The organism is Rhodococcus sp. P4_F5 (genome assembly GCF_056401315.1).
Genome location: NZ_JBFUJP010000020.1, coordinates 14,781 through 40,909 on the forward strand (window position 1 = coordinate 14,781; position 26,129 = coordinate 40,909).

The following is a 26,129-nucleotide window of genomic DNA, read 5'->3' on the forward strand; positions in this document are numbered from 1 at the left end:
CCGATGTGACATTGGGGACCGGCATCCGGGGACTAACCGGGCCGACGGCCGCCCGCGCTCAGGCGAACCGGCGCAGCAACCGTTCCGCGTCTGCCGCGATCGCCCGCACCACGTCGCCCGCCGGACGTTCCGACGTCACCAGTCCCGCGACCTCGCCCGCGTACACGACGCCCTGCCGGGGGTCGGCCGGATCGTATGCGGCCGAAAGGGTTTCGTTGTCGGCGCCGCGGCCGTCCCACTTGTCGGTGTAGTCGTTGGTCAGCGCCCGGCCGCCCCAGCGGGCCGGCCACGGCTGATCGCGCGCCTGGTCGAAGACGGACGTGTACACCGTGTCGGCGCTGCCGGCCTCGATCAGCCTCCGCCGCGCGTAGTCCGGGCCGATGGTCTCGGGGCTCGCGAGCATCGCGGTGCCGATCAGCGCACCCTCCGCGCCCGCCGCGACGACGGCGGCCAGGCCGCGTCCGGTGCCGATGCCGCCGGCCGCGAGGACCGGCAGGCGGGTCGCGTCGAGCACCTCCTGCAGCAGCGGCAGCGTCCCGATCCGGCCGGTGTGGCCGCCGGCCTCACCGCCCTGCGCGATCACGAAGTCGACCCCCGCGCGTTCGACGACGCGCAGGTCCTCGACGGTGTTCACCTGCGACACCGCCAGCGCGCCCGCCGCGTGCACCCGCTCGACATAGGGCGCCGGGTCGCCGAACGACAGCGAGACCACCCGGGGCTTCTCCGCGAGCGCCGCCCCGAGCAGCGTGTCGTCGTCGTCGAGCGCCCACGTCATCAGCCCGATACCCAGTGCGCCGCCGCCGATCTCGCGCGCGACCGCGGACTCGGCGGCGATCCACTCCGGCGTCGCGTACCGCGCGGCGCCGAGCAGCCCGAGCCCACCGGCCCGGGTCACCTCGCCGGCGAGCTTGCCGCCGGCCCGGCCGCCCATCGGCGCACCGAGGATCGGCACCCCCAGGCCCAGTTCACGGGTCAGCCAGGTGTCGATCACGGCACGCTCCTCCGGTTCCGGACGGCCGGCGTCGGTCCGCCGGACTACTTCTTGGGCTTCTCGCCGACCGACTCGGACGTCAGCGCCGCCACGAAGGCTTCCTGCGGGACCTCGACGCGGCCGATGGTCTTCATCCGCTTCTTGCCCTCCTTCTGCTTCTCGAGCAGCTTGCGCTTACGGCTGATGTCGCCGCCGTAGCACTTGGCGAGCACGTCCTTGCGGATCGCGCGGATGTTCTCGCGGGAGATGATCTTCGAGCCGATCGCCGCCTGGATCGGGACCTCGAACTGCTGACGCGGGATGAGCTCGCGCAGCTTCGAGGTCATCCGGCCGCCGTACGCGCCCGCGTTGGTGCGGTGCACGATCGAGGAGAACGCGTCGACCGCCTCGCCCTGCAGCAGGATGTCGACCTTGACCAGGTCCGACTGCTGCTCGCCGGACTCCTCGTAGTCGAGGCTGGCGTAGCCCTTGGTCCGCGACTTGAGGGCGTCGAAGAAGTCGAACATGATCTCGCCCATCGGCAGCGTGTAGCGCAGTTCGACGCGCGTCTCCGACAGGTAGTCCATGCCGCCGAGCTCGCCGCGGCGGCTCTGGCACAGCTCCATGATCGCGCCGGTGTACTCGCTCGGCGCGATGACGGTGCACTTGGCCATCGGCTCGTACACCTCGCGCACCTTGCCCTCGGGCCAGTACGACGGGTTGGTCACCTCGTGCTCGGCGCCGTCCTCCATCACCACGCGGTAGACCACGTTGGGTGCGGTGGAGATGAGCTCGAGGCCGAACTCGCGCTCGAGGCGGTCGCGGGTGATCTCCATGTGCAGCAGGCCGAGGAAGCCGCAGCGGAAGCCGAAGCCCAGCGCCACGGACGTTTCCGGCTCGTAGGCCAGCGCGGCGTCGTTGAGGCGCAGCTTGTCCAGGGCGTCGCGCAGCACCGGGTAGTCGGAGCCGTCCATCGGGTACAGGCCGGAGTAGACCATCGGCTTGGGGTCGCGGTAGCCGACCAGCGGCTCGGTCGCGCCGTTGCGGAAGGTGGTGACGGTGTCGCCGACCCGCGACTGGCGGACGTCCTTCACACCGGTGATCAGGTAGCCGACCTCGCCGACGCCCAGGCCGGCGGTGGCCTTGGGTTCGGGCGAGATGATGCCCACCTCGAGCAGCTCGTGGGTGGTGCCGGTCGACATCATCGTGACCTTCTCGCGCGGACGGATCTTGCCGTCCACCACGCGCACGTAGGTGACGACGCCGCGGTACGCGTCGTACACCGAGTCGAAGATCATCGCGCGGGCCGGGCCGTCGGCGTCGCCCACCGGGGCGGGCACCTGACGGATCACCTCGTCGAGCAGTTCCTTGACGCCGACGCCCGTCTTGCCGGACACGCGCAGCACGTCGCCGGGCTCGCAGCCGGTGATGTGCGCGATCTCCTCCGCGTAGCGCTCGGGGTCGGCGGCGGGCAGGTCGATCTTGTTCAGGACCGGGATGATCTTGAGGTCCTTCTCCATCGCGAGATAGAGGTTGGCCAGCGTCTGCGCCTCGATGCCCTGGGCGGCGTCGACCAGCAGCACCGCGCCCTCACAGGCCTCGAGCGCGCGCGAGACCTCGTAGGTGAAGTCGACGTGGCCGGGGGTGTCGATCAGGTGGATGACGTATTCCTCGTCGTCCATCGTCCACGGCAGCCGCACGTTCTGGGCCTTGATGGTGATGCCGCGCTCGCGCTCGATGTCCATCCGGTCCAGGTACTGGGCACGCATCGCCCGCTCCTCGACCACACCGGTGAGCTGTAGCATCCGGTCCGCCAGCGTCGACTTGCCGTGGTCGATGTGCGCGATGATGCAGAAGTTCCGGATCCGGGCGGGATCCGTGAACGTCGTGTCGGCGAAGCTGCTGATGGCGAACCCCTTAACTGGACGGCACCGACCCGCTTTCGGGCCACTGTCTCCCTAGCAGGATATCCGTATCGCGTGGCCGTGAATGCCGCGGTGTGCGTCGGCCGCGCAGGTCCGCCCCGATCGCGCCGGCGCGCGGTCGGGAAGATCGGCATCAGGACTCCCGTTGTGCGGTGATCCTGCCGTCGTTGATCGCCTCGAGCAGCGCGGCGTGGTCGCGGGCGTTCTGGTCGGCGTAGGTCTCGGCGAACTCGGTCAGCGCTCTGTCGAAGTCGTCGTCCGAGCCGAGATACCCGGCGATGGCGAACCGGTCACCGGCGCGTGCATGCGCGAACGCGAGCACGCGGGCGCACAGCCGGCCGTAGAGGGCCATCAGGTCGGCGGACATGGTCTCGATGACCGCCGAGCCCTTGCCGTCGCGCAGTTGACGGACGTAGTAGTCCCGGACCGTCCCGTTTACGTCGGGCCCCTGCTGCCAACCGAGGAGGATGTCGCTGGCGGCCTGTGTCACCCGTTGCCCGGCCACGACGCGTTCGCCCTGGTTCGAATAGGACGGACCCTCCAGGTATCCGGCGAGGACCGACGGCCCCGCCTCCTTGGCCTGCAGGAACAGCGGGTCGCCGCCGGGGCCGACGAGGAGGATGATCCAGGCGCGGGTGCCGACACTGCCCACGCCGACGACCTTCCGTGCGGTCTGGACGTATTCGAAGCGATCGAACAGGACACGTCGCGCGGGTTCGAGGGTGTCGCGATACTCACGTAGTCGCTGGACCAGCTCACGGTTGATCTCCGCGGCTTCGGTGTCGCCGAGGATCTCCTCGAGGGGGGCGATCAGCGGCGGCGCGCTCACGATCCGCGGTTGCCCGTCTTGCATCGTGGTCAGTTTGGACAGCGCCTGCATGCTGTCGCGGCCCCAGGATTTACGGATCGTCTTCTGGACACGCTTGCGCGTCGAGGAGTCCAGGACATCGCGAAGCTCGTCCAGTTGCGCGGTCGCGTCGATGTGGGAGTAGCAGACCGCGAGCTCGCCGCGGGCGGCCTGGTACGTCATCGTCTCGCGGTACTCGGCCGCGCAGGCGCGGGCGATCCGTTTGCGCTGTTTGCCACTGAACCCGTTCTGGCGGCCGGCCACGGCCAGGCTCGCGATGAGTCGTTTGACGTCCCATTCGAACGGTCCGGGATAGGTCTCGTCGAAGTCGTTCACGTCGAAGGCCAGTTCGCGTTCGGGCGTCGCGAAGAGTCCGAAGTTGCTCAGGTGGGCGTCCCCGCAGAGCTGGGTGTACAGACCCGTGGTCGGGGCCTGCGCGAGGTCGTCGGCCATCACCAGCGCAGCGCCTCGGTAGAACGCGAACGGCGAGTCGGCCATCCGCCCGTACCGGATGGGGACGAGGTCCGGGACCCGGCTGGCCGCCTGGGACTCGAGCAGTCCGACCGGGTCACGGTCACTGGTCGGAGCGTGTTCGGCGATGGCGCCGAACGGAATCCGGCGCCGGACCTTTTCGCCGTGTTCGATGCGGGCCGCCCGGGTGGGGTGGCCGACCCCGCCTGCGGGTCGCAGATCGGGGAAGGTGTCCAGTTCTGTCATGGCGTGATCCCTTGAATGGCTGTCGTCAGCGATCGGGGTGGTCGGACGCGGTCGGGTTCCGAGTCCCGATCGCCCAGATGCCCACAGCGTCGAGGGCATTGCGAGGAATCCGCACATGTGGCCTGGTTACAGCCTGCGCGGCCGCGGCGGCGGGCGCCTCCCCCGATGAGGGTGATCCGCCCGACCGCCTGACCGTGCAGTTCTCAGCTCTTGGACACCTCGTCGATCTCCTTGCTGACCTGTTCGGGGTCCGCCTCGAGCTGCTTCTTGGTCACCTTGGCTGCGCGTTCGAGCGCCTGCTCGACGCGCGCTTCGAGATCCGTCGCCGCGATGACGATCAGCCCGCTGTTGCCCTCGTCCAGGAGCTCGCCCACCTCCTTGAGGTCGGAGCGGCTCATCCCGGCCGCGACATGGCCGCCGAGAGCCCCGAGGCCGGCGCCACCCGCACCGCCCAGCAACAGCCCGGCCCCGAGACCGACGGCCGGGAACAGGGCCACCAGCGCGCCCCCGACCAGGCCGATGCCGAGTCCACCCCACGCGCCCTGCCGGGTCGGCTGCTCGTGCTTCTTGACGATCTTGACCTTGCCCTTGTCCGTCCTGGTGATCACGGCCGCGTCGTAGGTGTCGACCAGGCCCGCCTCGACGTAGAAATCGTGCACGGCGTCGTAGTCGGCAAGCGCGGCGTCCTGCGAGTCGTAGACCGCCGCCAGCAGAGCGAATGTATCGAGGGCCATGATTTCCTCCGAATGAATTGGTCGAGGGTGGGCCAGGTGGACGCCGTCGGTGAGTCGCTACCCGGTTGACGGGACGGCGATACCCAGGACACGAACCGCCTGGCCGTCGCACAGGGGCGGCGGCCGGGGACGGATCGGACGTGGCAGTACCTACCGGCAGTCCGGATGCCGAAGCCCAGAGGTCGAGCGCGACGCATTTGACGTCCGGCTTCCAGCCTCGGCAGCCGCGGCGCCGGGCGCATCCCCCAAAACGGGTGAACGCCCGCCAACCACCGGTACGGCGCACCGAGTTGCAGGTTCCGGCTCGACGCACTCGACCTCGTGCAGTGGGAACTGCAGATCCTCGGAACCGAACAGCCTCCGCCCCCGCCTCGTCGAGGCGGGGGCGGAGGCTGTGTCGGGACCCTCAGGAAGAGGTCGTGGCGTACGTGACGAGCGCAATGCCGACGCCGGGGCCGCCGTCGGGCAGCTTCACCAGCGGGCTCCTGGTGAACTTCAGTTCGGTGGGGTCCGACACCCAGATCGGGCTTCCGACGTTCGCATGCCAAGACTCACGCATGTTGACCCGGATCCAACTGGTCAGGACGCCGGGCTCCACCCAGAAGGTGTCCGGTGCGACCGGCCCCGCACCCACGAACTTCGTCGTAGGTGAGCCGAGCGCGTTGATGTCGCCCACCCGCCGATACTCGGTCCTGGGGTTGCTCGACTTCGTACCGGGGTAATCCTTGGTTCCGACCTCCTCGTAGATCGGAACCCCCGCGTTCCAAGCCGCGATCAGTGCCTGGCTCGTCATGCCCTGGGGCGCGGCAATGTCGCCGACACCTGCGCCCGCCGCGAAAGTGGTGACGGGCGCCAGCGGATCCGTCGTTGCGCCCGCCGGTGCCGCCACTCCAATACCGATCGCGACTGCGACCACGCCCCCAGCTATTGCGCGTTTGGCTGAAATGCCCATGTCGATACTCCCCTCCTGGTTGGTGCCCTGTGGTGGGCCAAGGGGGTGCCGAACAATCCGCCCCCGACTGCTTCCCATCCCCAATGTCGGTGATGGATGCGTGGCCGTTACAAGAGGATTGGGAACTTTCGAGGCCCCGAGTCCTGGCGCGCGCCGGCACTCCCTCCCACATCAGTTACCGGACCGGACCGAGTCGCTCCATGCCGGCATTCGAATCTCTGAAGCATTGGCAGAAGCACTGGACGTCTCCAGGACAATCGGATCGGTCCTGCGCTACTCGCCCCGCTTCCTCCACCGCCGCATTCGACATCACCATCAGTCGCAGATCGAACGGCCGATCCTCCACCAGCCAACGGATGGCAATTCGCCCACCCTCAGACAGGGAGAATTACCGCATCCAGCGGCCGACAGAACCGGATCGACGCCCGACGCCCTCGGCCTATCGCAGAACTGGCCACCGATACCACTTGGCGCCGGTCACGAGAATCCCTGCCGTCAAGACGGCGACAACTGCGACGCGTGACGTCTTGAACTTGCCGGCGGCTGTTGTACGTGAAGACATGGCGACCACCCCTCCGATTCGCCCCAGCGTCCGGAACTGCCCCCGGACGGGGCTGGGCGACCAACGATAATTCGAAACGTAGCAATTTTCCAGCAAATAGAACTTCAGTGCTGCGCCGGCGATGGCCGTACGATCGCTTGGACCGCCCACGACGACAAGCTTTCGCCTCACGACCGGTCGCCGGCTATGGCAGAGCAGCCTGCAGAAGGACGGAGAGCCGATGTCACGCCCATTGGTGAACTTCATCGCAATCATCGCCCGCCGCTCCGGTGCGACGAGCTCGAAGCCATGCTGATCTACTCGATGAGCGTCTCGGTGGACGGCTTCATCGCCGAGCGCGAGGGCGCGTTCGGGTGGACGGTCCCCGACGAGGCACAGTTTCGCTTCCGCACCACGCAGACGCGCGAGCTCGGCGGTTGTCTTTGCGGCCGTAGGCTTTACGAGACGATGCTGCCCTGGGAGACGGATCCGTCGCTGCGCGACAACGAGCTCAGGTCGGCGTTCGCCGACTTCTGGTGCTCGATCCCGAAGGTCGTCTTCAGCCGCACGCTCGACAGCGTCCAGGGCAACGCCCGGCTCGCCGGGGCGTCACTGGCCGAGGAGACCGCTGCGGCGCTCGATGCGACCGACAAGGACGTCTCGATCGGCGGCGCCGGCCTGGCCGCGGAGGCTGTCGAGCTCGGCCTCGTCGACGAGCTGCGCATGTTCCGCAATCCGGTCGTCGTCGGTGGCGGGACGCCGTTCCTGCCGCCGGTCACCGAAGAAGTCCCGCTGGATCTGGTCGAGACCCGAACGTTCGGCTCGGGTGTGGTCTACGAGTGCTACCGGGACCGGTGCGGGCCGCCAGGCCGGGAGGTCCGTCGATGAGACAACGTCACTGTCTACGCCGGGTATCGATCGTCGCCGGGGCCGGCATCGCACTGCTCATCGCCGCACAGCCGGCCGCCGCCGCCCCGACCGACACCGTCTTCCCCATTCCCGTCGTAGGAGTCGGGTGGATGAATCCGCCCGGACTCCCCACCGGGGGCAGCATGTACCTGACCGCCAGCACCGACCCGGCGACGCCGGGCGTCACGCGATTCTCCAACGACCGCTACTGCTGCGTCTTCATTCATTGGCGAAACATCTCGACCGGCGCGGCCGGGATCGCGTACCTCGGGTATCCGAGCGTCGAGGCCCCGACCGGGTCCGGAACCGTCTTCGCCGCCGTCACGGTGCCGACCGGCCCGCCCGGGTACCCGGCACTCATGCTTCTGCCCGGCGCCGGCGCCTGGACGGTCCCCTGACCGACGGAGCGTGTTCTCCGCGACGCTTCGTCTGTCGTGGACACCCCAGAGAACCGCGATCATCCGGAAGATAACCCAGCACAACCGATTACGTCGACGTCGAGGACACCAGCATCAATACCCGGGGGAACGTCGGCACGAATCCCCCAGGCTTGACGGTGCGCCCACGTACAACCGAGCCGGCGCCGGACAGCTACCCGAAACGGACTCTCACTCGGCCCGAACCGCTGCCCCCTCTGACGTAAGGATCGAGCTCGTGAGGACGACGAGTCGCTGGGTCGCCCGGGTCATCGCGACGTAGCGGTCGACCGCTCCCTCGATGCCGTCACCGAACTGCTCGGGGTCGACCAGCACGACCAGGTCGAACTCGAGGCCCTTCGCCAGCTCCGGGGTCAGCGACCGGACGCGGGTCGTCGCCGGGAACGTCCTGCTGCCGACCTCACCGGCGCCGATGACGCAGGCGACCCCGTCGGCATTCTCCGCGAGCCAGGTGTCGAGGACCGCGTCCAGGTCCGAGACGGACCCGCGGGCGACGGGGATGCCGCTGCTGCGGATCGAGGTCGGCACGTTGGCGTCCGGGAGGACGCCCCGGATGACCGGCTCGGCCTCGGCCATCACCTCGGCCGGCGTCCGGTAGTTGACGCTGAGGGAGGCCAGGTCCATCCGGTCGAGCCCGATCCGCGCGAGCCGGTCCTGCCACGACTCCGTGAACCCGTGCCGGGCCTGGGCGCGGTCACCGACGATGGTGAAGCTCCGAGAAGGGCAGCGCAGCAGCAGCATCCGCCACTGCGCGTCGGTCAGTTCCTGCGCCTCGTCCACCACGATGTGCGCGAACGGACCGGCGAGCGCATCTTGATTGACGCGAGTCGGGTCGACGGCAGGCAGTGCCGCCTCGTCGACCAGCATCTCCTGCAGGTCCTGCTGCCGCAGCTGCGTCATCAGGCCCTCGCCGTCGGCATAGGTGTCGGACGCGATCAGGTCGTCGATGACCCTGGACCGCTGCTCGCGCTCGGCCGCGACGGCGGCGTTGTACCGACGCTGACGTCGTGACGCCTCGGGATCTCCGAGCCGCTGCCGTGCGGCGTCGAGCAGCGGCAGGTCGGAGACAGTCCACGCCTTCGCATCCGCGCGCTGCAGCTTCCGAACCTCGTCGGGGCTGAGCCAGGGCGCGCACTTGCGCAGGTAGGCGGGCACCGACCACAGGTCGGCGACGAGGTCGGCCGCCTCGATCAGCGTCCATGCGTTGTCGAGGGTGGTGCGCAGTTCGTCGTTGCGCTGCAGCGACTTCCGGAGCTGGGCAACCGGGACGTCACCGTCGTACTTGTCCACCAGGATCGTCAGCAGCAGCTCCCAGATCTGCTCGCGGGCTTCGTTGTGCGGGGTCCCCGGCTCCGGTGCCCCGAACGCCTCGGCCCAGTCGTCGGCGCTGAGCCATATGTCGGACCACTCGGACGCGACCGTCATCCCCTTGGTCGGCGGCTGCTCGTAGAACCTGACGGCCTCCTCGATCGCCTTCACCAGATCCGCCGACGACTTCAGGCGGGCCACCTCCGGGTCGGTCTCGTCCCGGGCTGCGGCACCCTCGGCGACCAGGTCGCGCAGGGTGCACAGCTGCACGCTGTCCTCGCCGAGGCTGGGCAGCACGTCGGCTACGTAGGCGAGGTAGGGCTCGTGCGGACCGACGAACAGCACGCCGTGCCGGAGCCGGGGGTCGGAGTAGAGCAGGTACGCCGCTCGGTGCAGCGCGACGACGGTCTTGCCGGTGCCGGGACCGCCGTCGACGACGAGCGCGCCGCGAGATCCCGCGCGCACGATGGCGTCCTGGTCGGCCGCGATGGTGCCGAGCACGTCCCGCATCCGGGGCGACCGGTTGCTGCCCAGGCTGGCGATGAAGGCGGACTGGTCGTCGAGCGCGGCGTTGCCCTCCAACCCGTCGGGTGTGAACACCTCGTCCCAGTAGTCGCTGACCCGGCCACGGGCCCAGCGATACCTGCGGCGGCTGGCCAGGCCCATCGGGTTGGCGTGGGTCGCCCCGAAGAACGGCTCGGCCGCGGGCGAGCGCCAGTCGACCAGCAGCTGGTTGCCCGCGCTGTCCATGAGGCCGAGTCGTCCGACGTACACGGGCTCGCTGTCCGCGCCGACCATGCGTCCGAGGCACAGGTCCAGGCCGTAGCGACGCAGGGCGCGCAGCTCGGCGCCCAGCCGGTGGACCATCATGTCCCGCTCCATCGCCTCCTGGCCCATTCGGCGGGGCGCCTTTCGCTCCGCGTCGATGCGGTTGGACAGGTCCGCGATGGACCTCTCGAGACTTTCCGCGAGGGCCGCGAAGTGCCGCTCGTCGTCGGCGATCAGAGTCGGGTCGGCCTTGGGGGCGAGGCGGTCGGAAAGGTCGAACGCACTGGTGGTCAGAGGGCTCACAGCATCAGCTCCGAAGTCCGTAGGTTTTGGCCTGGCCAGCGATTCTGCGGCACCACCCGGGCCTTGCCGCAAGCCCCGGGGTCGGCTATAAATTGAAAATGGAAGGGAGTCGGTACCCCTTCATTCGCGTCGGCGACCGACACTCGACGAACTCGCCACGATCACGGATCCGGAACACCTGGCCCACTGCCGGCGGCTACGCGCCCACCACGCCGAGCACCAGGGCATCGTCCACGCCCGACACCTCCGCGCACACCCACCGTTCCGAGCGCATCAGCCCCCGCCGAAACACGCTCCGTACCCGCCTGTTTCGAATGCCGCGGTCGAACAGTACGTCGCCTCCGGGTAGTACGCACCCATGCTCGCCGCCGGGTCGGTGTGCTGGTCCTGCGAGGCCTGCACCGACTGCGGGTAGAACTGCTGGCTCGGCAGCATGTGCCGCATGAACAGCACCTTCCGCGGCACCGCCGTCGAACCCCAGGGCAGGACCGTCACGGTCGGATCCGCCTGGGCTCGCGCCGGGACGTCGGCCGGCGCGGCCACCACGTAGGTGTAGTTCCCCGCATCGTCGACCCGGGTCTGGAAGTCCGCCGCGCAACCAACCACCGGGTACGGCGAGACCTGGTCGTTCTGGCACATCGACCAGTAGCGGACCTGGGTGCCCGGCTCGGCCGGCAGCGCGCCGGCGCGGGTGTCCGGGAAGGTCGGGGCCCGGCCGCGGACCACCACGATCCGGCCGGGCCGATAGGTCAGGCCGGCGCCGAGATACTTGTTGTCGCCGTTGGGGAAGAGCCCGGACGTGCTGGCCGGGTTGACGAAGGTGGCCTCGGGCACGCCGCCCGGGAAGGCGCCGGACGCCGCGCCGGCGATGACGTTGTCGAACGCCGCCGTCAGCGCCTGACCGACCGGACCGTTCTGCACGGTCGCGGGGTCGAACGCCGCCGCGCAGGTGGGCACCGGTGTCCGGACCGCGCCGTTGCCACGGACCAGCGTCACGTCCGGTAGCGGCACGCCCCCGGGCGCCGAGTTCGGGTCGTCGGGGACGTACACCCGGATGATCAGGAACCCGAGCGGCGCGGACTGGCCGTCGGCTGGCAGGCCCCGGATCTGGTTGACCGAGTGGTCGGCGGCGCCGGGCACCACCGTCGCACGCCAACGCCGTGCGGACTCGGGCGCGGCCGCCGCGGCGGGATCGGCAAACGGGTTGCCGCTGCCGGGGTCCGGGGCGATCTGGTTGTCCCGCAGCGTGTCGACGGTCCCGAAGTCGGTGCCGTAGGTGTTCAGGGACATGTACCGCGCGTAGGGGAAGGTGCCACTCAGCTCGATGCGCTCATCGGGGGTCAGTGCGTACGGCAGCACCCAGTACGTCGCGTTGACGTCCGGGAACGCCACGTTGAGCACCTGACTGTCCGACATGAACTGCCAGGCGCAACCGGGCTGGGACGCCGGCTGGGCCCGTTGCGCCGCACCGGCCGGAGCCGCCGAGAGCGACGCGCACAGCACGGCGGCGGCCGCGAACGCGACAAACCTCGAGCGTGGCAACGAGTCTGCTCTGCCCATGGTCCACCGGTCCCGTCTCGTCGGGTGTGGAGCGCAACGCGGTCGTCGAAGATCAGTAAACACCCCGGGCCACGGCCATGTCGGCGCTCTCGTGGCAATACTGTGTCGTCATGAACTCTGCACGGGACTTCGTCGAGCTGCTGACCCTGGAACCTCTCGGTGCGGACGTCTACCGCGGCACCTGCCATTCCGGGTCCCCGATGCGCGCGTTCGGCGGACAGGTGGCCGCGCAGTCGCTGATCGCCGCCGGTCACACGGTCGGCGAGGAACGGGTGGCGCACTCCCTGCACGGCTACTTCATCCGCGGCGGGCGCACGGACCAGCCGATCGACTACCACGTCGACCGCACCCGGGACGGCGGCTCGTTCACCACGCGACGGGTGACCGCCGAACAGGACGGCAAGGCGATCTTCAGCCTCTCCGCGTCCTTCCAGGTCCCCGAGGTCGGCACCGACCACCAGCCGACGATGCCGCAGGTGCCCAGGCCGGAGGAGCTCACCGCCGACAAGCACAAGTGGACGGCCTGGTTCGACGACGAACCCCCGGTGCCGGCGCTGGTGCTCGACATTCGGTTCGTCGGCGACAGCACCCTCGGCCTGCCCGACGTCGGGAACGGCCCGCGGCAACGGTTCTGGGTCCGGGTGCGCGACGACCTGCCCGACGGGAGCCTGCTGCACACGTGCGCACTGACCTACATCTCCGACGTCAACCTGCTGCGCACCGCGAACCTGACCCGGGGCACCAGTTCCACCCCGCGCCAGGTGGCCTCGCTCGACCACGCGGTGTGGCTGCACCGCCCGTTCCGTGCCGACGAGTGGCTGCTGTTCACCCAGGAGAGCCCCAACGCGTCGGGCGGACGCGGCCTGGCCCGGGGCGAGATCTACTCCGAGGACGGACTACTCGTCGCCTCGGTGATGCAGGAGGCCCTCCTGCGAGACACCCCGCCCAGCGCCTAGGACTTCTCCAGGAATTCGATCTTGTCGGTCGCCAGCGCGGCGGTGACCATCGAGGCCAGGCCGGGGTGCGCGGTCAGCTCGGGGTCCGCGGTCACCACCTTCTGCGCGAACTCCCGGGCCGCCTCGATGACGTCCTCGTGGTCGAGCAGCGAGAGCAGCCGCAGCGTCGACAGGGTGCCGGACTGGGCCGCGCCGAGCACATCACCCTCCCGCCGCTGTGCCAGGTCCAGCTGCGCGAGTTCGAAGCCGTCGTTGGTGCCGGCGACCGCGGTGAGCCGCTGGTACGCGGGCGACTGGGGGCTCATCTCCGTGATCAGGATGCACAGGCCCTGGTGCCCGCCGCGGCCGACCCGGCCACGCAACTGGTGCAGCTGACTGACGCCGAACCGGTCCGCGTCCTGGAGCACCATCACCGTCGCGTTCGGCACGTCCACGCCGACCTCCACCACCGTGGTGCACACCAGCACGTCGATCCGGCCGGCCGTGAAGTCCTTCATCACGGCGTCCTTCTCGTCGGACGGCAGCCGGCCGTGCAGCAGCCCCACCTCCAGCGACGAGAGCGCGCCGAAGCGGAGCTCGTCGAACAGCGCGAGCGCCGCGACGGTGTTCTGTTCCTTCGCGTCGGGCCCCTCGTCGTCACCCTCCCCGATCCGCGAGCACACCACGTACGCCTGCCGGCCCTGCGCGACCTCCTCGCGGATCCGTTCCCAGGCCCGGTCCACCCATGCCGGCTTCTCGCTGGCGGAGACCACCCGGCTGACGATCGGCGACCGGCCCCGCGGCAGCTCCCGCAGCGTGGAGGTCTCGAGGTCGCCGAGCACGGTCATCGCGATGGTCCGGGGAATCGGCGTCGCGGTCATCACCAGCAGGTGCGGGCTCAGTCCCTCGCGGGCGCGGCCGCGCAGGGCGTCGCGCTGCTCGACGCCGAAGCGGTGCTGCTCGTCGACCACCACCATGCCGAGGTTGAAGAACTCCACGCCGTCCTGGATGAGGGCGTGCGTCCCGATCACGATGCCGGCGTCACCGGTGACCGCCTCGAGCAAGGCCGTCCGGCGCGCCGCGACGGGCATCGACCCGGTCAGCAGGGTGACCCGGGTGGCATTCCCGGCGGCGTCGAGTTCCCCTGCGGTGCCGAGGTTTCCGAGCATCTGACGAATCGACCGCGCGTGCTGGGCGGCGAGCACCTCGGTGGGTGCAAGCAGCGCGCACTGGTGTCCGCTGTCCACCACCTGCAGCATCGCCCGCAGCGCGACGATGGTCTTGCCCGAGCCCACCTCGCCCTGCAACAGGCGGTTCATCGGGTGTGGACGGGTCAGGTCCGCCGAAATCTCCTCCGCCACGGCCTGCTGGCCGTCGGTGAGGGTGAACGGCAGCATCGCGTCGAACGCCGCGGCGATGCCGTCCGGCTTCGGCGGGCAGGCCGGGGCGACGCGGCCCTCGGCGGTGTGCCGACGTTGCGCCAGCACCAGCTGCAGCGCCGCGGCCTCGTCGAACCGGAGCCGCTCACGGGCCCGGGCCACCTCCTCCTGCGTCTCCGGCAGGTGCACCAGGCGCAGGGCCTCGTCCAGCCCGATCAGGCCGTGCTCGCGCCGGACCGAATCGGGCAGCGGGTCCTCCACGTCGTCGAGTTGGTCCAGCACCTGACGCATGCACCGCATCAGGGTCCAGCTCTCCACGTCACGGGTCGCCGGGTACAGCGGGATGAGGCTGCGTTCGAAGACCGACATGTCCACGCCGGAGCCGTCCTGCGCGCTGCGCGCCATCCCCGCCAGCTCACCCGCCCCGCGGATGCTGCCCGAGACGATGTCCTCCTCGCCCGGCTCCGGCAGGAGCAGGTAGCTCGGGTGGGTCAGCTCGGGCTTGTTGTTGAAGTACTTCACCTTGCCCGAGAACATCGCCCGGGTGCCGGTGCGGACCAGGTGCTTGACCTTCTGCCCGTTGAAGAAGGTGGCGTCGATGCTCTGCTGGTCCGCGGCGTCCTTCTGGTCGGGGACCAGGGTCGCCTTGAGCAGGAAGCCGCGCCCGGACCGCATTGCCCGCAGGTCCGTCTTGCTCACCCGCGCGACGACGGTGAGGTGCGCGCCCTCTTCCGGGCGCTGGTCCACCAGCCCCGTGCCCCGGGTCGCGTAGCGGTGCGGGTAGTGCCGCAGCAGGTCCTGCACGGTGCTGATGTCGAAGACCTCGGCGAGTGCGTCCGCCGTCTTCTGTCCGAGCAGGTGGTCGAGTCGATCCGTCAGTGTTGCCAATGTTCCTTCTCGTCCCTACTCGACGCCGAGTTGCAGCAGGTCGCCGTCCTGGCCACCGGGGTAGACCAAGACCTCCACCCCCGGATGGTGCCGGTCGACGTGGTCGATGAGCATGTCCGCGAGTCCGTCCGGCGCGGCGGCGCCGAGCAACAAGGTGAGCATCTCGCCGCCCACCCCGAGCACCTGGTCCAGCAGTCGCCGGCCGGCCTCCGACGCATCGGGCGCGATCACCACCACCTCGTGACCGATCAGGCCCAGACCGTCGCCGGGTTCACAGGTGCCGACCAGGGTCAGGGCCCGTTCCGGGGCAATCCGCAGCGACCCCCACCGGGTGCTGGCCGCGGCCTCCGACATGGTGAACGCGTCGTCCGCCGCGACCCGCGACGGGTCGTGCACGGCCAGCGCCGCCAGCCCCTGCACCGTCGACGAACTCGGCAGCATCAGTACCGAATGGTTCTCGTTGCGAGCCGCCACGCTGACGGCCACCAGTTCCTGTGCGGACATGGCACCGTTCGGCAGCACCAGGACCTCGCCGTGCCCGACGTCGCGGATTGCCGCGAGCAACTGCCCGGGGGTCACCGACTGCTCGTACCGCAGCACCTCGGCGCCCTCCTCCTCGAACAGGTCCGCCGCACCCGCACCCGCGACCACCGCCAGGATGCCGCGAGTGGTGGCCGGCGCCGGGCCGTGGCGGCGACGCTGGTCGAGGACGAAGCACGAGATCCGGACCTGATGGGGGCGGCCGGCGGCGAGACCCGCCTCCACGGCCGCACCGGGGTCTGCGCAGTGCACGTGCACGGAGTACGCACCGGCCCCGTCACCGACGATGATCACCGAGTCGCCGAGCGCGTCGAGGTCGGACCGCAACGCGCCGACCCGCACGTCGTCGCTGTCGGCGAGCAGATACATCACCTCGTAGTCCTGGTCGTCCGCCTGATCCACGCACTCCGGCGTCGGGACCTCGACCTCGACGACCGGCGCCCGGGGCACCGCCACGCCGAGGTCGGCCCGTTCCGGGGTCTCGCCCGTCACCACGCCGACCAGCGCGTCGAGGATCACCACCAGGCCCAGGCCGCCCGCGTCGACGACGCCGGCCAGTCCGAGGGCGGCGAGCTGGGACGGGGTTCGGGCGAGCGCGTCGGCGGCTGCGTCCGCCGCGGCGCGGACCACGTCGGACAGCGGGGTGTCGTGCGGGCAGGCGCTGGCGGCGGCGGCCCCGTGCCGCAGCACCGTCACGATGGTGCCCTCGACGGGCACGCTGATCGCCTCGGCGGYGAGAACCGAGGCCTCGTTCAGTGCGGACCGGGCGGTGGCGGCGTCGAGGCGCCCGCAGTCGGCGGCCTCCGCGATGCCACGCAGGACCTGGGAGAGGATCACGCCGGAGTTGCCGCGGGCTCCCGCCACTGCCCCGCGGGCCAGGGCGGCCGCGACCTCGCTCACCGACGCGTCCGCCGCCGTCAACGCCTCGGCGGCCGCCGCGCGCATCGTGACGAGGAGGTTGGTGCCGGTGTCGGAGTCCGGGACCGGGAAGACGTTGAGCCGGTTGATCTCGTCGCAACGGCTCTCGAGGCCGTCCACACAGGCCCGCGCCCAGCGCCCCAGGGCCGTACCGTCCACGCTGTCCAGGGCCTTGAACACGTCGCTTCGTTTCCTCCGCCCGAGTGGGTATTGTCGACCTCGCAAGACTAGCGGTCGGGTCGGACAGTGCGCCCCGAGCGATGCGCAGGCGAGGCCGGTTTGGTCAATCGAGGCAAATACGGCTAGTCTTTCGGGGTTGCCTCGCAAGGGTCGCTTCAGTGTCTCCTGTTCGTAGGCAGGCTCAATCGCTCCACCTGCAAGACAATTTCAGTTTCCATTCACTTAAATCAAGGAGTTCGCGACTATGGCTGCCGTCTGCGACGTATGCGCCAAGGGGCCCGGCTTCGGTAAGTCGGTCTCGCACTCGCACCGGCGTACCAACCGTCGCTGGAACCCGAACATTCAGACTGTCCGGGCCCAGGTTGGAACCGGTAACCGTCAGAGGCTCAACGTGTGCACCTCTTGCCTCAAGGCAGGCAAGGTTGTCCGCGGCTGATACCTCTCAGCGCATCGACTGTGCCCCGGCACCCTTTGGGTGTCGGGGCACAGTCATGTCCGGGGCACGCACATCGGGAGCACGGTAGTCCTACCAGTCGGTCCGCGGTGCAGGATGCGCTCCGGACGACAGATATGGTCGTCGAGTGACTTTCTTCGATGACCTCAGCCAGGTGCGCCTCGAAGGCGACGTTCTCCGCATTGCCATCGCCACCGACGCCAACGGCACCTCTCTCGACTTCGACGGCGTCGCCCAGGGCACCCACGCGCTCCGCGCACTGAGCGCCGGCACCATCGCCGCCCGCAGCGTGTTGCTGGTCGGCGAGGGCGCCAACTTCTGCGCCGGCGGCAACGTCCGCGCATTCGCGAACGCCGAGGACCGCGGCGCATTCGTCGGCGGCCTCGCCAGGACGCTGCACGACTTCGTCCGAGAGCTCGACGCCACCGAGGTCCCCGTGGTTGCCGCCGTGCACGGCTGGGCAACCGGCGCCGGGATGAGCCTGGTGTGCGCCGCGGACATCGCCATCGGCGGTCCCGCCACCAAGCTGCGCCCCGCCTACCCCTCGATCGGCTACACGCCGGACGGCGGCATGTCCTGGTCGCTGCCGCGGATCGTCGGCATCGCCAAGGCCCGTGAGCTGCTGCTGACCGACGCCGTGATCAGCGGCGAGGAGGCCGCCCGGCTCGGCATGCTCAGCCGCCTGGTCGGCGACGACGAGGTCAAGGACGAGGCGCTGCGGGTGGCGCGCACCCTGGCCGCGGGGCCGACGAGTTCCTACGTCGGCATCAAGAAGCTCCTCGCCCGGTCCGGGCAGGCCACCCTCTCCGAGCAGCTCGACGCGGAGACGGCATCGATCGCGGTGGCCGCGGAGTCCCCCGCGGGCCGCGAGGGTGTCAACGCGTTCGTGGAGAAGCGCCGCGCGGACTTCGCGGGCCTCTAGGGCAGCCGCCAGTCGACCGGCTTCTCCCCGAGTCCGTCGAGAAGCTGGTTGACCCGGCTGAACGGGCGCGACCCGAAGAACCCGCGGCGGGCGGAGAGCGGCGACGGGTGGGCGGACTCGATCACCGGGGCACCGCCGAGCATCGGCTTGAGCGTTCCCGCGTCGCGGCCCCAGAGGATCGCCACCACCGGGCGCGGCGTCCCGTCCGGGCCGCGGCGCTCGACGAGCGCCCGGATCGCCTGTTCGGTGACCTGCTCCCAGCCCTTGCGCCGGTGCGAGGCGGCCTCCCCCGGCTGCACGGTGAGCACCCGGTTCAGCAGCAGCACGCCGCGGGCGGCCCACGGGGTGAGGTCACCCGACGTGGGCGTCGGAAAGCCCAGGTCCTCGGTGTACTCGGTGAAGATGTTGACGAGGCTGCGCGGCACCGGCCGCACATCCGGCGCCACCGAGAAGCTCAGTCCCACTGCATGTCCCGGGGTCGGATACGGATCCTGCCCGACGATCAGGACGCGCACGTCGTCGAAGGGCTGCGCGAACGCGCGGAGCACCAGCTCGTCCGCGGGCAGGTAGCCGCGGCCCTGCTCGGTCTCCTCGCGGAGGAACTCCCGCATCGCGGCAACCCGGTCCGCCACCGGGTCCAGCGCCCGCGCCCAACCCGGTTCCACGAGTTCGTCCAGGCACGCCCCGGCCATCAGTCAAGCCTGCGCAGCGACTCGCGGTAGTACGCGGAGTTCGCCGCGTACATCTTCACGTTCAGCTCCACGTGCCCGAGCGGCACCTCGTAGCCCTCGCGGATCTTCGCGGGCACGCCCAGCGCCATCCGCCGTGCCGGCACCTCGAAATTGAACGGCACCACCGCGCCCGCGCCGACGATCGCCCCGTCCCCGATCCGCGAACCGTTGAGCACCACCGAGCCCGACGCGATCAGGCAGTCGTCTCCGATCACCGCCCCCTCGATGTGCGCGTTGTGGCCGACCACGCAGCCCGCACCGATCACGGTCGCGTCCACCATGGTGCAGTGGATGACGGTGCCGTCCTGGATGTTGGTGTTCGCGCCGATGCTGATCGTCCCGTAGTCCCCGCGCAGGACCGCCTGGGGCCAGACCGAGGCCCCGGCCGCGAGGGTCACCGCGCCGATGACGACGGCGTCGGGATGGACGTAGGCGTCGGGATGGATGTCGGGCACGCGGTCGCCGAGGGCGTAGACGGTCATGGGTGCATGTTAGCCACGTGCGGTGGCGGCCAGGTCCCGGCGTCGGCGGCGTCCGATATTCTGCGCCGGGTTGCCGTACGGATCACAAAGGGGATTGAACGTGAAAATTGTCTTCCTGCACGGCATCGGCGACGGGGACCCGGCCGCCGGGTGGCTCGAGGGGCTCAACCGGGGCCTCGTCCGTGATCGGTTCGAGCCGATCGATCAGGCGGACACCTGCGCGCCCCGCTACGCATCCTTCCTCTCTACCGACGGGATCTCGGCGAAGCTCCCGGCCACCACCTACAAGGCGGGCGACGAAACAACCGGCCGGCGCGAGTTCGAGCGTCGACAGGCCCGAGTCCGCCGGGTACTCGGACTCGATCCGGTGTCCTCGACAGTCGGCTTCCACCGCGTGCCCGAGCAGGTCCTCGACCCCACCCGAGAGGCCGCTCTCCGGTTCGTCAACCGCTTCGACCTGCCTCAGGTCAGGCGTTACGTCGGCAGCGAGGCGGTGCGAGGCGCCGTGCTACGACGAATCCTCGACCAGATCCCGGCCACCGGCGAGATCATGCTGATCGGCCACAGTCTCGGCAGTGTCATCGCCATCGACCTCCTCGATCACCTCCCGGCGGAAGTGCACGTCCGTCGATTCATCACCATCGGCAGCCCTGCGAATGCGAAGGTCTTGCACGAGGGCAGCGAACGCCTGCTCAAGAAGTTCCCGTACCGGCGTGTCGACGACTGGACGAACTTCCTCAACATCGGCGACCACGTCACCGGCGGACGCGGCCTCGGTGCCACCTTCACTGCCGCGCAGGATTTCAGGATCGACGTCGGCCTCCTGGAACACTCTGCGGCCGCCTACCTCCAGCACGAGTCCGCCACCCGACTGATCGCCGATCTGCTGTATCCGACAAAGGTTGTCGCACTGCGTAGTTCCGAGGTGACGGTCCGGCTCACCGACTCCGAGGCGTCCGCACTTCTGGTCCTGCACTACGCCCAGTTGGTGGCCCGGTGCATCAAGGACAAGGACCGCGCGACCCGTTACCGATCCGCGCTCGACATGACCCGCGACAATGTTGCGGCCCGACTCGCCGAGCAGGCCGCGGCAGAAGGCCGTCCCCCGGCACCCGAGCTCACGGCGCTTCAGGGCGGCGAGATGCCCGCCCTGCCGCAACGCTGGGAACTCCCCCGAGCGGTCAACGCCCTCGTCGCGCTCGCCGTCACCAATGTCGTCGAACCGTTCGAGATCGACGTGGCCAGGGCGCCGCTCGACGCGCTGCCCGAGATCGCCGAGGCTCTCGGGTTTCGGCGGGATGCCGGGGAGAAGATCGGCCGGGCCATCACCGAGGTACAGCAGTCGGTCGACCGCCGAGGCGGAGTTCCGTGGGGGCGCGTCCTCACTGTGGCGGCGGGTGTGGCGCTCGTCGCGGCGGGTCCGGTCGGCCTTGCCGTCGCCGCACCCGCCTCGGTGTTCGGGGCAGCGGCGATCACGGGCGGCCTGGCAGCCTTCGGACCCGGCGGAATGGTCGGCGGACTCGCACTGCTCGGCGGTCTCGCCTCGACCGGAGCCGCCGTCGCCGCCACCGGGGTGGCCGGCGGCTCGGATGCCGACCACGTCATTCCGGACGCGGTCACCCTCGTCCTGCGGGTCGCGACCGAGTATGCACGCAAGCTGCTCGACCTCGAGTACGACGAACAACTCTGGTACCTGCTCGCGAATGCAGAGATCCAGCTGTCCGGGCAGATCAATCACCTCTCGGCATTCAGCGATCCCAAGTCGGCCAAGATCACCCAGCTCACCGCGGCCCGCACCACAGTCACGCGACTGATGGCATTCCTGATCGAGAAGGGTCTCGCACCACGGGCACTCGACTGTGCCGAATCGACGGCTCCCGATGACAGCGAGCGGCTGCCGGCCGGGGTCTAGGAGAAGCTCTGCCACCCGCCGGCGCCGGCCCAGGTGCGGCCGTCCACGTGAACCCCGTCACCCGCGCGCACCACGCCGATCCGTCGCCAGCCTTCCGGCAGCGCGGCACCGGCGGGGAAGGTCGCGGCCAGCGCGTGATCCTCGCCACCGGTGAACACCCACTCCCGCGCGTCGGCGCCGAGTGCCGTGGCGGCGGCCCGCAGCTGCGCATCCGGCTCGAGCAGGGTCGCGTCGAGGTCGACGCCGACACCCGAGGCCACACTCAGGTGCCCGAGGTCCGCCACCAACCCGTCGGAGATGTCCGTCATCGCGGTCGCGCCGGCCCGCGCGGCCGCCGGCCCACATCGGTAGGGTGGCGTCGGGACCTGATGCGCACCAACGAGTTCCGGAAAGCCTGCCGAGCCGGCGAGTAGCGCGGCCAGCCCTGCGGCGGACCAGCCGAGCCGGCCCGCGACCGCCACCTGGTCACCGGCCCGCGCGCCCGACCGCAGCACCGGGTCGTGGCCGCCGAGGTCACCGAGCACGGTGATCGAGATCACCACCTGTTCCGACTGCACCATGTCGCCGCCGATCACGCCTGCCCCGAATTCGGCCACCTCGGACCAGATCCCGTCGGTCAGCGCGTCCGTCACCGACACCGGGGTGTCGGCGGGACAGCCGAGCGCCACCAGGAACGAGGTGGGCCAGGCACCCATCGAGACGATGTCGGCACCGTTCTGCGCCACCGCCTTGCGCCCGACCTGCTCCGGGCTCGACCAGTCCAGCCGAAAGTGTCTGCCCTGCACCAACATGTCGGTCGACGCCACCACCCGGCCGTCCGCGGCGCGGACCACCGCGGCGTCGTCTCCCGGCCCCAGCAACGTGGACGCGGGCTGCACGCGACCGGCCACCGCACGGTCGATCACCGCGAACTCACCGACGTCGGCGACCGTACGACCGGCGTCCGGATCCGTCGAGTTGATGGCGCACCTCCGAGAAATCACACTGCGGTACCTTGGGAAGGCAGCCGGGACTGCCCCGGCCACGCACGACGCGAACCAGAGCCAAGGCGACTCTACCGAGGTCACCGCGGCACTGCGCCGGGAAGGGCTCCATCACCGAGGTGGACGCACCCGCGCGTCGACCAGCCGGATGACTGAGAGCACAGGACGATGACCGAACCCACCCAGCCCCCAGACTCCACCGACACTGCCGCCGACACCGAGGACTCGCCCACCCGCCGCAACCCGGCACTGATCGCCGCCGCGGTGGCCCTGCCGGTGGCGCTGGTCGTGGGCATCGTGGTCGCCGCGGTGATGGCCGGCAAGAACCCGGTCCTCGAACCCGTCGCGCTGGGCACCGTCCCGGCCGCGGCCGCCGGTTCCCCCGAGTGCGCGAGCCTGATCGGCTCACTGCCCGAGCAGCTCGGCGACTTCGACCGCGCAGAACTCGTCGACCCGGCGCCCGAGGGCGCCGCGGCCTGGCAGAACGTCGACGCCCAGGAGATCGTGCTGCGCTGCGGTGTCGACCGGCCGGGCGAGTTCAACGCGGCGAGCGCGCTGCAGGTGATCGACGGGGTGCAGTGGTTCGAGATCCCCGGCGGCGAGGGTCTCGACGCCAGTACCTGGTTCGCCRTCGACCGCGGCGTCTACGTGGCGCTGACCGTCCCGTACGGCCTGGGGCCGAGCCCCCTGCAGGACGCGTCCGGCGCCGTGGCGGCCGCACTCGAGGCCAAGCCGATCGACCCGGCGGCCGTGCCGGTGCCCGTCCCCAACCCCTAGCCCTCCCCGACCGAAGTCCCTCACCAACCGACTCCGCCCGAGCGAACGAGACGTTCGACTCGGGCGGAGTGCTGTGGCCGGGACTCAGCGCAGGCCGGTCCCCCGAGCCAACGCGGTCTCGACCAGGGTGCTCACCAGCGTCGCGTTGTCGATGCCGGCGRCCTCCCACATCCGCGGGTACATCGAGATCGAGGTGAAGCCGGGCATCGTGTTGATCTCGTTGATCACCGGACCGTTCTCGGTGACGAAGAAGTCGACCCGGGACAGGCCCTGGCAGTCCAGCGCGGCGAACGCGCGGACCGCGAGCGCCCGGATCTCCTCGCTGACGTCATCGTCCAGCTTGGCGGGCACGTCGAACTCACAGATGTCGTCGAGGTACTTGGTGTCGAAGTCGTAGAAGGAATCCTCATCGGCGCTCACCTCCGGCATCCGGATCTCCGCGACGACGCTGGAACGCACTGTGCCGTCAGGGAACTCGAGCACTCCGCACTCCACCTCCCGGCCCACGATCGCGGCCTCGACGATGACCTTCGGGTCGTGGCTGCGGGCCTCTGCGATCGCCTCGTCCAGCTTGTCCCAGCTCGACACCCGAGAGATGCCGATCGACGATCCACCGCGTGCGGGCTTGACGAACACCGGCAGGCCGAGGTCCGCGCGGTCCGCCGCGGAGAGGGTGGCGGTGCCCGGGCGCAGCACCACCTGGCGGCCGACGGGCAGACCCTCGGCGGCGAGCAGCTTCTTGGTGAACTCCTTGTCCATGCCGGCCGCGCTGGCCAGCACCCCGGGTCCGACGTACGGCACCCCGGCAAGCTCGAGCAGGCCCTGGACGGTGCCGTCCTCGCCGTACGCACCGTGCAGTACCGGGAACACCACGTCCACCGAGGTGAGAACCTTGCCTGCCTCCGTCGCCGCGAGGGAGACCACCGCGCCCGCCCGGGTCGGGTCCGCGGTCAGCGCGAGCGCGGTGCCCCCGGCGTCGACGGTCGGCATCGTGCGCCCGTCGATCGACAGCGCGGAGGCGTCGGCCGGGCCGAGCACCCAGGCGCCCTCCCCGGTGATGCCGATCGGGATCGCCTCGTAACGCTCGGGATCGAGGTTGCGCAGCACACTACCAGCGGATACACAGGAAACAGAGTGCTCACTGCTGCGACCACCGAAGACCACAGCCACCCTCGTACGCGGATTACTCACCCACAAACAGTACCGGCTCACCCGCCCACGAGCCCGCTCGGCACCGGGGTCGACCGGCGCTCATTCCGGCTTGACGCGCCTGCCCAACAGCAGGCCGACGGCCTCCCGCACCGACATGCCCTCGTGGCACACCCGGTGCACGGCGTCGGTCAGCGGCATCTCCACCCCGTGGCGCAGGGCCAGCGCCCGGACCGACGTGCAGGACTTCACGCCCTCGGCGACCTGCCCGTTCGTGGCGGCCTGCGCACTCGCCATGTCGCCGCCCGCACCGAGGTGCGCGCCGAAGGTGCGGTTCCGCGAGAGCGGCGACGAGCAGGTCGCGACCAGGTCACCGACGCCGGCGAGTCCGGCGAGCGTCGCCGGGTTGGCGCCGAGCGCGACGCCCAGCCTGATCATCTCCGCCAGACCCCGGGTGATGATCGAGGCGCTGGTGTTCTCCCCCAGCCCGATGCCCGACGCCATGCCGCAGGCCAGTGCGATGACGTTCTTGCACGCCCCGCCGATCTCGCAACCGACCACGTCGGAGTTGGTGTAAGGGCGGAAATAACCTGTTGCACAAGCCTTCTGAAGCTCCAATGCCCGATCCGAGTCGGTGCACGCAATGACCGTGGCGGCCGGCTGGCCGACGGCGATCTCCTTCGCCAGGTTCGGCCCGGAGAGCACCGCCACCCGAGACGGGTCCGCGCCGGTCACCTCGACGATCACCTCGCTCATCCGCATCAGGGTGCCACTCTCGATGCCCTTGGCCAGCGAGAGCATCGTCGCGTCCGCCCCGATCGAGGGTGCCCACATCGCGAGGTTCTCACGCAGCGACTGCGACGGCACCGCCAACACCACCACGGAGGCCCCGTCCAGTGCCTCGCGATAGTCGCTCGTCGCCTTCAACGTCGACGGGAGGTCCACCCCGTCGAGGTAGAAGCGATTGACGTGGTCGGTCGAGATCGCCTCGGCCACTTCCGTTCTGCGCGCCCAGAGCGTCACATCGGTGCCGGCATCGGCCAGCACCTTCGCAAATGCCGTGCCCCACGAACCCGCACCCAGTACTGCCGCCCTGCCCATGGAAGTCCCTCCGCCGATGCTGCACCTGAAACGCATTCTGACAGTAATCGGCCCGTCAGGTGCCGCGGTCCCTCTCACCGGTACCCGTGCTGGCAGGATCGACACCATGGACACCGCACTCCACATGCCGCCGCACCGCGCGCACGTGCTGATCGCGGTCAAGGACCTGGGTCGGGCCAAGACCCGGCTGGCCACTCGTCTGCTGCCCACCGAACGGACCGACCTCGTGTTGGCGATGCTGCGCGACACCGTCGCCGCCGCCCGCACGGCGTCCGCGGTCGGTGAGATCACGGTGATCACGCCGGACCCGACGGTGGTCGCCGTCGCCGAGGAGTGCGGGGTCGGATGGCTGCCGGACCCGCAGTCGCCGGGCGACGATCCCCTCAACGCCGTGCTGCGCGCCGCGGCCGCGCACCCCGGCGCCCGCCCCGGCCGCACCGCGGTGGTGGCCCTGCAGGGCGATCTCCCGTGCCTGCTCGGCAGCGAACTGGACGCGGCACTGGCCGCCGCCCGGAATCACCCCCGGGCGATCGTCGTCGACCACCACGGCACCGGCACCGCGGCGCTGATTGTCGGCGAACCGGCCGCAGGGCTGGACCCCCGCTTCGGCCCCGATTCCGCGGCACGTCACCTCGGTTCCGGCGCAACGGCTTTGACCGGCGACTGGCCGGGCCTGCGGCTCGACGTGGACACGGCCGCCGACCTCGACGCGGCCGCCGCGCTCGGCCCCGGGCCGGCGACCGCGGAGCAACTGCGCCGGATCGGCTGGCACAGCGGCGCCGCACCCACCCGAAAATTCACCTGACA

General features: G+C 70.2%; 22 protein-coding genes. 8 read left to right on the top strand and 14 right to left on the bottom strand.

The features are described 5' to 3' along the window. Positions 1–58: 58 nt before the first annotated feature. The 5 genes from AC1DU4_RS10790 to AC1DU4_RS10810 all read right to left on the bottom strand — a co-directional run bounded on the left by AC1DU4_RS10790 (position 59) and on the right by AC1DU4_RS10810 (position 6,145). Entirely contained in the window at positions 59–991 is a 933-nt protein-coding gene (locus tag AC1DU4_RS10790; RefSeq protein WP_477839669.1) for an NAD(P)H-dependent flavin oxidoreductase, read from the bottom strand. Positions 992–1,035: 44 nt separating this feature from the next. Continuing rightward, entirely contained in the window at positions 1,036–2,877 is a 1,842-nt protein-coding gene (gene lepA, locus AC1DU4_RS10795; RefSeq protein WP_477839742.1) for a translation elongation factor 4, read from the bottom strand. Between the two features lie 151 nt (positions 2,878–3,028). Continuing rightward, positions 3,029–4,459 carry a DUF2252 domain-containing protein gene (locus AC1DU4_RS10800; RefSeq protein ID WP_477839671.1) on the bottom strand — a complete coding sequence of 477 codons (1,431 nt, stop codon included), beginning with the start codon at positions 4,457–4,459 and terminating at the stop codon, positions 3,029–3,031. Positions 4,460–4,662: 203 nt separating this feature from the next. Continuing rightward, entirely contained in the window at positions 4,663–5,193 is a 531-nt protein-coding gene (locus AC1DU4_RS10805; RefSeq protein WP_477839673.1) for a DUF1269 domain-containing protein, read from the bottom strand. Between the two features lie 406 nt (positions 5,194–5,599). Beyond that, on the bottom strand, positions 5,600–6,145 hold the full coding sequence (locus AC1DU4_RS10810) for a hypothetical protein (protein WP_477839675.1): 546 nt from the start codon (positions 6,143–6,145) through the stop codon (positions 5,600–5,602). A gap of 850 nt (positions 6,146–6,995) precedes the next feature. On the opposite strand from AC1DU4_RS10810, the gene AC1DU4_RS10815 reads away from it, so the two are divergent. Both AC1DU4_RS10815 and AC1DU4_RS10820 read left to right on the top strand, forming a co-directional pair. Next, positions 6,996–7,574: a dihydrofolate reductase family protein gene (locus AC1DU4_RS10815; protein WP_477839677.1), complete on the top strand. Its 579-nt coding sequence runs from the start codon at positions 6,996–6,998 to the stop codon at positions 7,572–7,574. Further along, complete coding sequence (locus AC1DU4_RS10820; RefSeq protein ID WP_477839679.1) at positions 7,571–7,993, top strand: hypothetical protein; 423 nt, start codon at positions 7,571–7,573, stop codon at positions 7,991–7,993. The genes AC1DU4_RS10815 and AC1DU4_RS10820 overlap by 4 nt, the downstream gene beginning before the upstream one ends. Positions 7,994–8,203: 210 nt before the next feature. Here AC1DU4_RS10820 and helR read toward each other — a convergent pair whose 3' ends face one another. After that, entirely contained in the window at positions 8,204–10,411 is a 2,208-nt protein-coding gene (gene helR / locus AC1DU4_RS10825; RefSeq protein WP_477839681.1) for an RNA polymerase recycling motor ATPase HelR, read from the bottom strand. Positions 10,412–10,684: 273 nt separating this feature from the next. Continuing rightward, entirely contained in the window at positions 10,685–11,971 is a 1,287-nt protein-coding gene (locus tag AC1DU4_RS10830) for a hypothetical protein (protein WP_477839682.1), read from the bottom strand. 110 nt (positions 11,972–12,081) lie between these two features. On the opposite strand from AC1DU4_RS10830, the gene AC1DU4_RS10835 reads away from it, so the two are divergent. Beyond that, positions 12,082–12,927 carry an acyl-CoA thioesterase gene (locus AC1DU4_RS10835; RefSeq protein ID WP_477839684.1) on the top strand — a complete coding sequence of 282 codons (846 nt, stop codon included), beginning with the start codon at positions 12,082–12,084 and terminating at the stop codon, positions 12,925–12,927. On the opposite strand, the gene recG is transcribed toward AC1DU4_RS10835, so the two are convergent. Together recG and AC1DU4_RS10845 are read right to left on the bottom strand one after the other, a co-directional pair. Beyond that, the gene (gene recG, locus AC1DU4_RS10840) at positions 12,924–15,173 is read right to left on the bottom strand and encodes an ATP-dependent DNA helicase RecG (RefSeq protein ID WP_477839686.1); all 2,250 of its coding nucleotides are present in this window, start codon (positions 15,171–15,173) and stop codon (positions 12,924–12,926) included. The genes AC1DU4_RS10835 and recG overlap by 4 nt on opposite strands. Before the next feature lie 15 nt (positions 15,174–15,188). Continuing rightward, entirely contained in the window at positions 15,189–16,811 is a 1,623-nt protein-coding gene (locus AC1DU4_RS10845; protein ID WP_477839688.1) for a DAK2 domain-containing protein, read from the bottom strand. Between the two features lie 244 nt (positions 16,812–17,055). Between AC1DU4_RS10845 and rpmB the strand changes: the two genes are divergently transcribed. Together rpmB and AC1DU4_RS10855 are read left to right on the top strand one after the other, a co-directional pair. Further along, the gene (gene rpmB, locus AC1DU4_RS10850; protein ID WP_072845156.1) at positions 17,056–17,247 is read left to right on the top strand and encodes a 50S ribosomal protein L28; all 192 of its coding nucleotides are present in this window, start codon (positions 17,056–17,058) and stop codon (positions 17,245–17,247) included. 145 nt (positions 17,248–17,392) lie between these two features. After that, positions 17,393–18,187 carry an enoyl-CoA hydratase/isomerase family protein gene (locus tag AC1DU4_RS10855; protein ID WP_477839690.1) on the top strand — a complete coding sequence of 265 codons (795 nt, stop codon included), beginning with the start codon at positions 17,393–17,395 and terminating at the stop codon, positions 18,185–18,187. Here the strand turns inward: AC1DU4_RS10855 and AC1DU4_RS10860 are convergent. Then, entirely contained in the window at positions 18,184–18,879 is a 696-nt protein-coding gene (locus AC1DU4_RS10860) for a uracil-DNA glycosylase (protein WP_477839692.1), read from the bottom strand. The genes AC1DU4_RS10855 and AC1DU4_RS10860 overlap by 4 nt on opposite strands. Further along, positions 18,879–19,400, bottom strand: a complete 522-nt coding sequence (locus AC1DU4_RS10865; RefSeq protein WP_072845153.1) for a gamma carbonic anhydrase family protein — start codon at positions 19,398–19,400, stop codon at positions 18,879–18,881. Before AC1DU4_RS10865 ends, AC1DU4_RS10860 begins: the two co-directional genes overlap by 1 nt. A gap of 100 nt (positions 19,401–19,500) precedes the next feature. Between AC1DU4_RS10865 and AC1DU4_RS10870 the strand changes: the two genes are divergently transcribed. Next, the gene (locus tag AC1DU4_RS10870) at positions 19,501–21,312 is read left to right on the top strand and encodes a hypothetical protein (protein WP_477839694.1); all 1,812 of its coding nucleotides are present in this window, start codon (positions 19,501–19,503) and stop codon (positions 21,310–21,312) included. Here the strand turns inward: AC1DU4_RS10870 and AC1DU4_RS10875 are convergent. Continuing rightward, complete coding sequence (locus AC1DU4_RS10875) at positions 21,309–22,217, bottom strand: thiamine-phosphate kinase (RefSeq protein ID WP_477839744.1); 909 nt, start codon at positions 22,215–22,217, stop codon at positions 21,309–21,311. The two genes, AC1DU4_RS10870 and AC1DU4_RS10875, sit on opposite strands and share 4 nt — an antisense overlap. Before the next feature lie 246 nt (positions 22,218–22,463). On the opposite strand from AC1DU4_RS10875, the gene AC1DU4_RS10880 reads away from it, so the two are divergent. Beyond that, on the top strand, positions 22,464–23,072 hold the full coding sequence (locus AC1DU4_RS10880; RefSeq protein WP_477839695.1) for a DUF3515 domain-containing protein: 609 nt from the start codon (positions 22,464–22,466) through the stop codon (positions 23,070–23,072). 84 nt (positions 23,073–23,156) lie between these two features. Here AC1DU4_RS10880 and AC1DU4_RS10885 read toward each other — a convergent pair whose 3' ends face one another. Continuing rightward, positions 23,157–24,263 carry a D-alanine--D-alanine ligase family protein gene (locus AC1DU4_RS10885; protein WP_477839697.1) on the bottom strand — a complete coding sequence of 369 codons (1,107 nt, stop codon included), beginning with the start codon at positions 24,261–24,263 and terminating at the stop codon, positions 23,157–23,159. Between the two features lie 60 nt (positions 24,264–24,323). Then, positions 24,324–25,322 carry an NAD(P)H-dependent glycerol-3-phosphate dehydrogenase gene (locus AC1DU4_RS10890; RefSeq protein WP_477839699.1) on the bottom strand — a complete coding sequence of 333 codons (999 nt, stop codon included), beginning with the start codon at positions 25,320–25,322 and terminating at the stop codon, positions 24,324–24,326. Between the two features lie 106 nt (positions 25,323–25,428). On the opposite strand from AC1DU4_RS10890, the gene cofC reads away from it, so the two are divergent. Beyond that, complete coding sequence (cofC, locus tag AC1DU4_RS10895) at positions 25,429–26,127, top strand: 2-phospho-L-lactate guanylyltransferase (protein WP_477839701.1); 699 nt, start codon at positions 25,429–25,431, stop codon at positions 26,125–26,127. Positions 26,128–26,129: the final 2 nt, after the last annotated feature.

What these genes read in the sequence shown, in the direction of transcription:
- AC1DU4_RS10800 (WP_477839671.1), bottom strand. Translation starts at nt 4,459, where the DNA reads ATGACAGAACTGGACACCTTCCCCGATCTGCGACCCGCAGGCGGGGTC.
- AC1DU4_RS10805 (WP_477839673.1), bottom strand. Translation starts at nt 5,193, where the DNA reads ATGGCCCTCGATACATTCGCTCTGCTGGCGGCGGTCTACGACTCGCAG.
- AC1DU4_RS10810 (WP_477839675.1), bottom strand. Translation starts at nt 6,145, where the DNA reads ATGGGCATTTCAGCCAAACGCGCAATAGCTGGGGGCGTGGTCGCAGTC.
- AC1DU4_RS10815 (WP_477839677.1), top strand. Translation starts at nt 6,996, where the DNA reads ATGCTGATCTACTCGATGAGCGTCTCGGTGGACGGCTTCATCGCCGAG.
- AC1DU4_RS10820 (WP_477839679.1), top strand. Translation starts at nt 7,571, where the DNA reads ATGAGACAACGTCACTGTCTACGCCGGGTATCGATCGTCGCCGGGGCC.
- AC1DU4_RS10830 (WP_477839682.1), bottom strand. Translation starts at nt 11,971, where the DNA reads ATGGGCAGAGCAGACTCGTTGCCACGCTCGAGGTTTGTCGCGTTCGCG.
- AC1DU4_RS10835 (WP_477839684.1), top strand. Translation starts at nt 12,082, where the DNA reads ATGAACTCTGCACGGGACTTCGTCGAGCTGCTGACCCTGGAACCTCTC.
- rpmB (WP_072845156.1), top strand. Translation starts at nt 17,056, where the DNA reads ATGGCTGCCGTCTGCGACGTATGCGCCAAGGGGCCCGGCTTCGGTAAG.
- AC1DU4_RS10860 (WP_477839692.1), bottom strand. Translation starts at nt 18,879, where the DNA reads ATGGCCGGGGCGTGCCTGGACGAACTCGTGGAACCGGGTTGGGCGCGG.
- AC1DU4_RS10865 (WP_072845153.1), bottom strand. Translation starts at nt 19,400, where the DNA reads ATGACCGTCTACGCCCTCGGCGACCGCGTGCCCGACATCCATCCCGAC.
- AC1DU4_RS10890 (WP_477839699.1), bottom strand. Translation starts at nt 25,322, where the DNA reads ATGGGCAGGGCGGCAGTACTGGGTGCGGGTTCGTGGGGCACGGCATTT.
- cofC (WP_477839701.1), top strand. Translation starts at nt 25,429, where the DNA reads ATGGACACCGCACTCCACATGCCGCCGCACCGCGCGCACGTGCTGATC.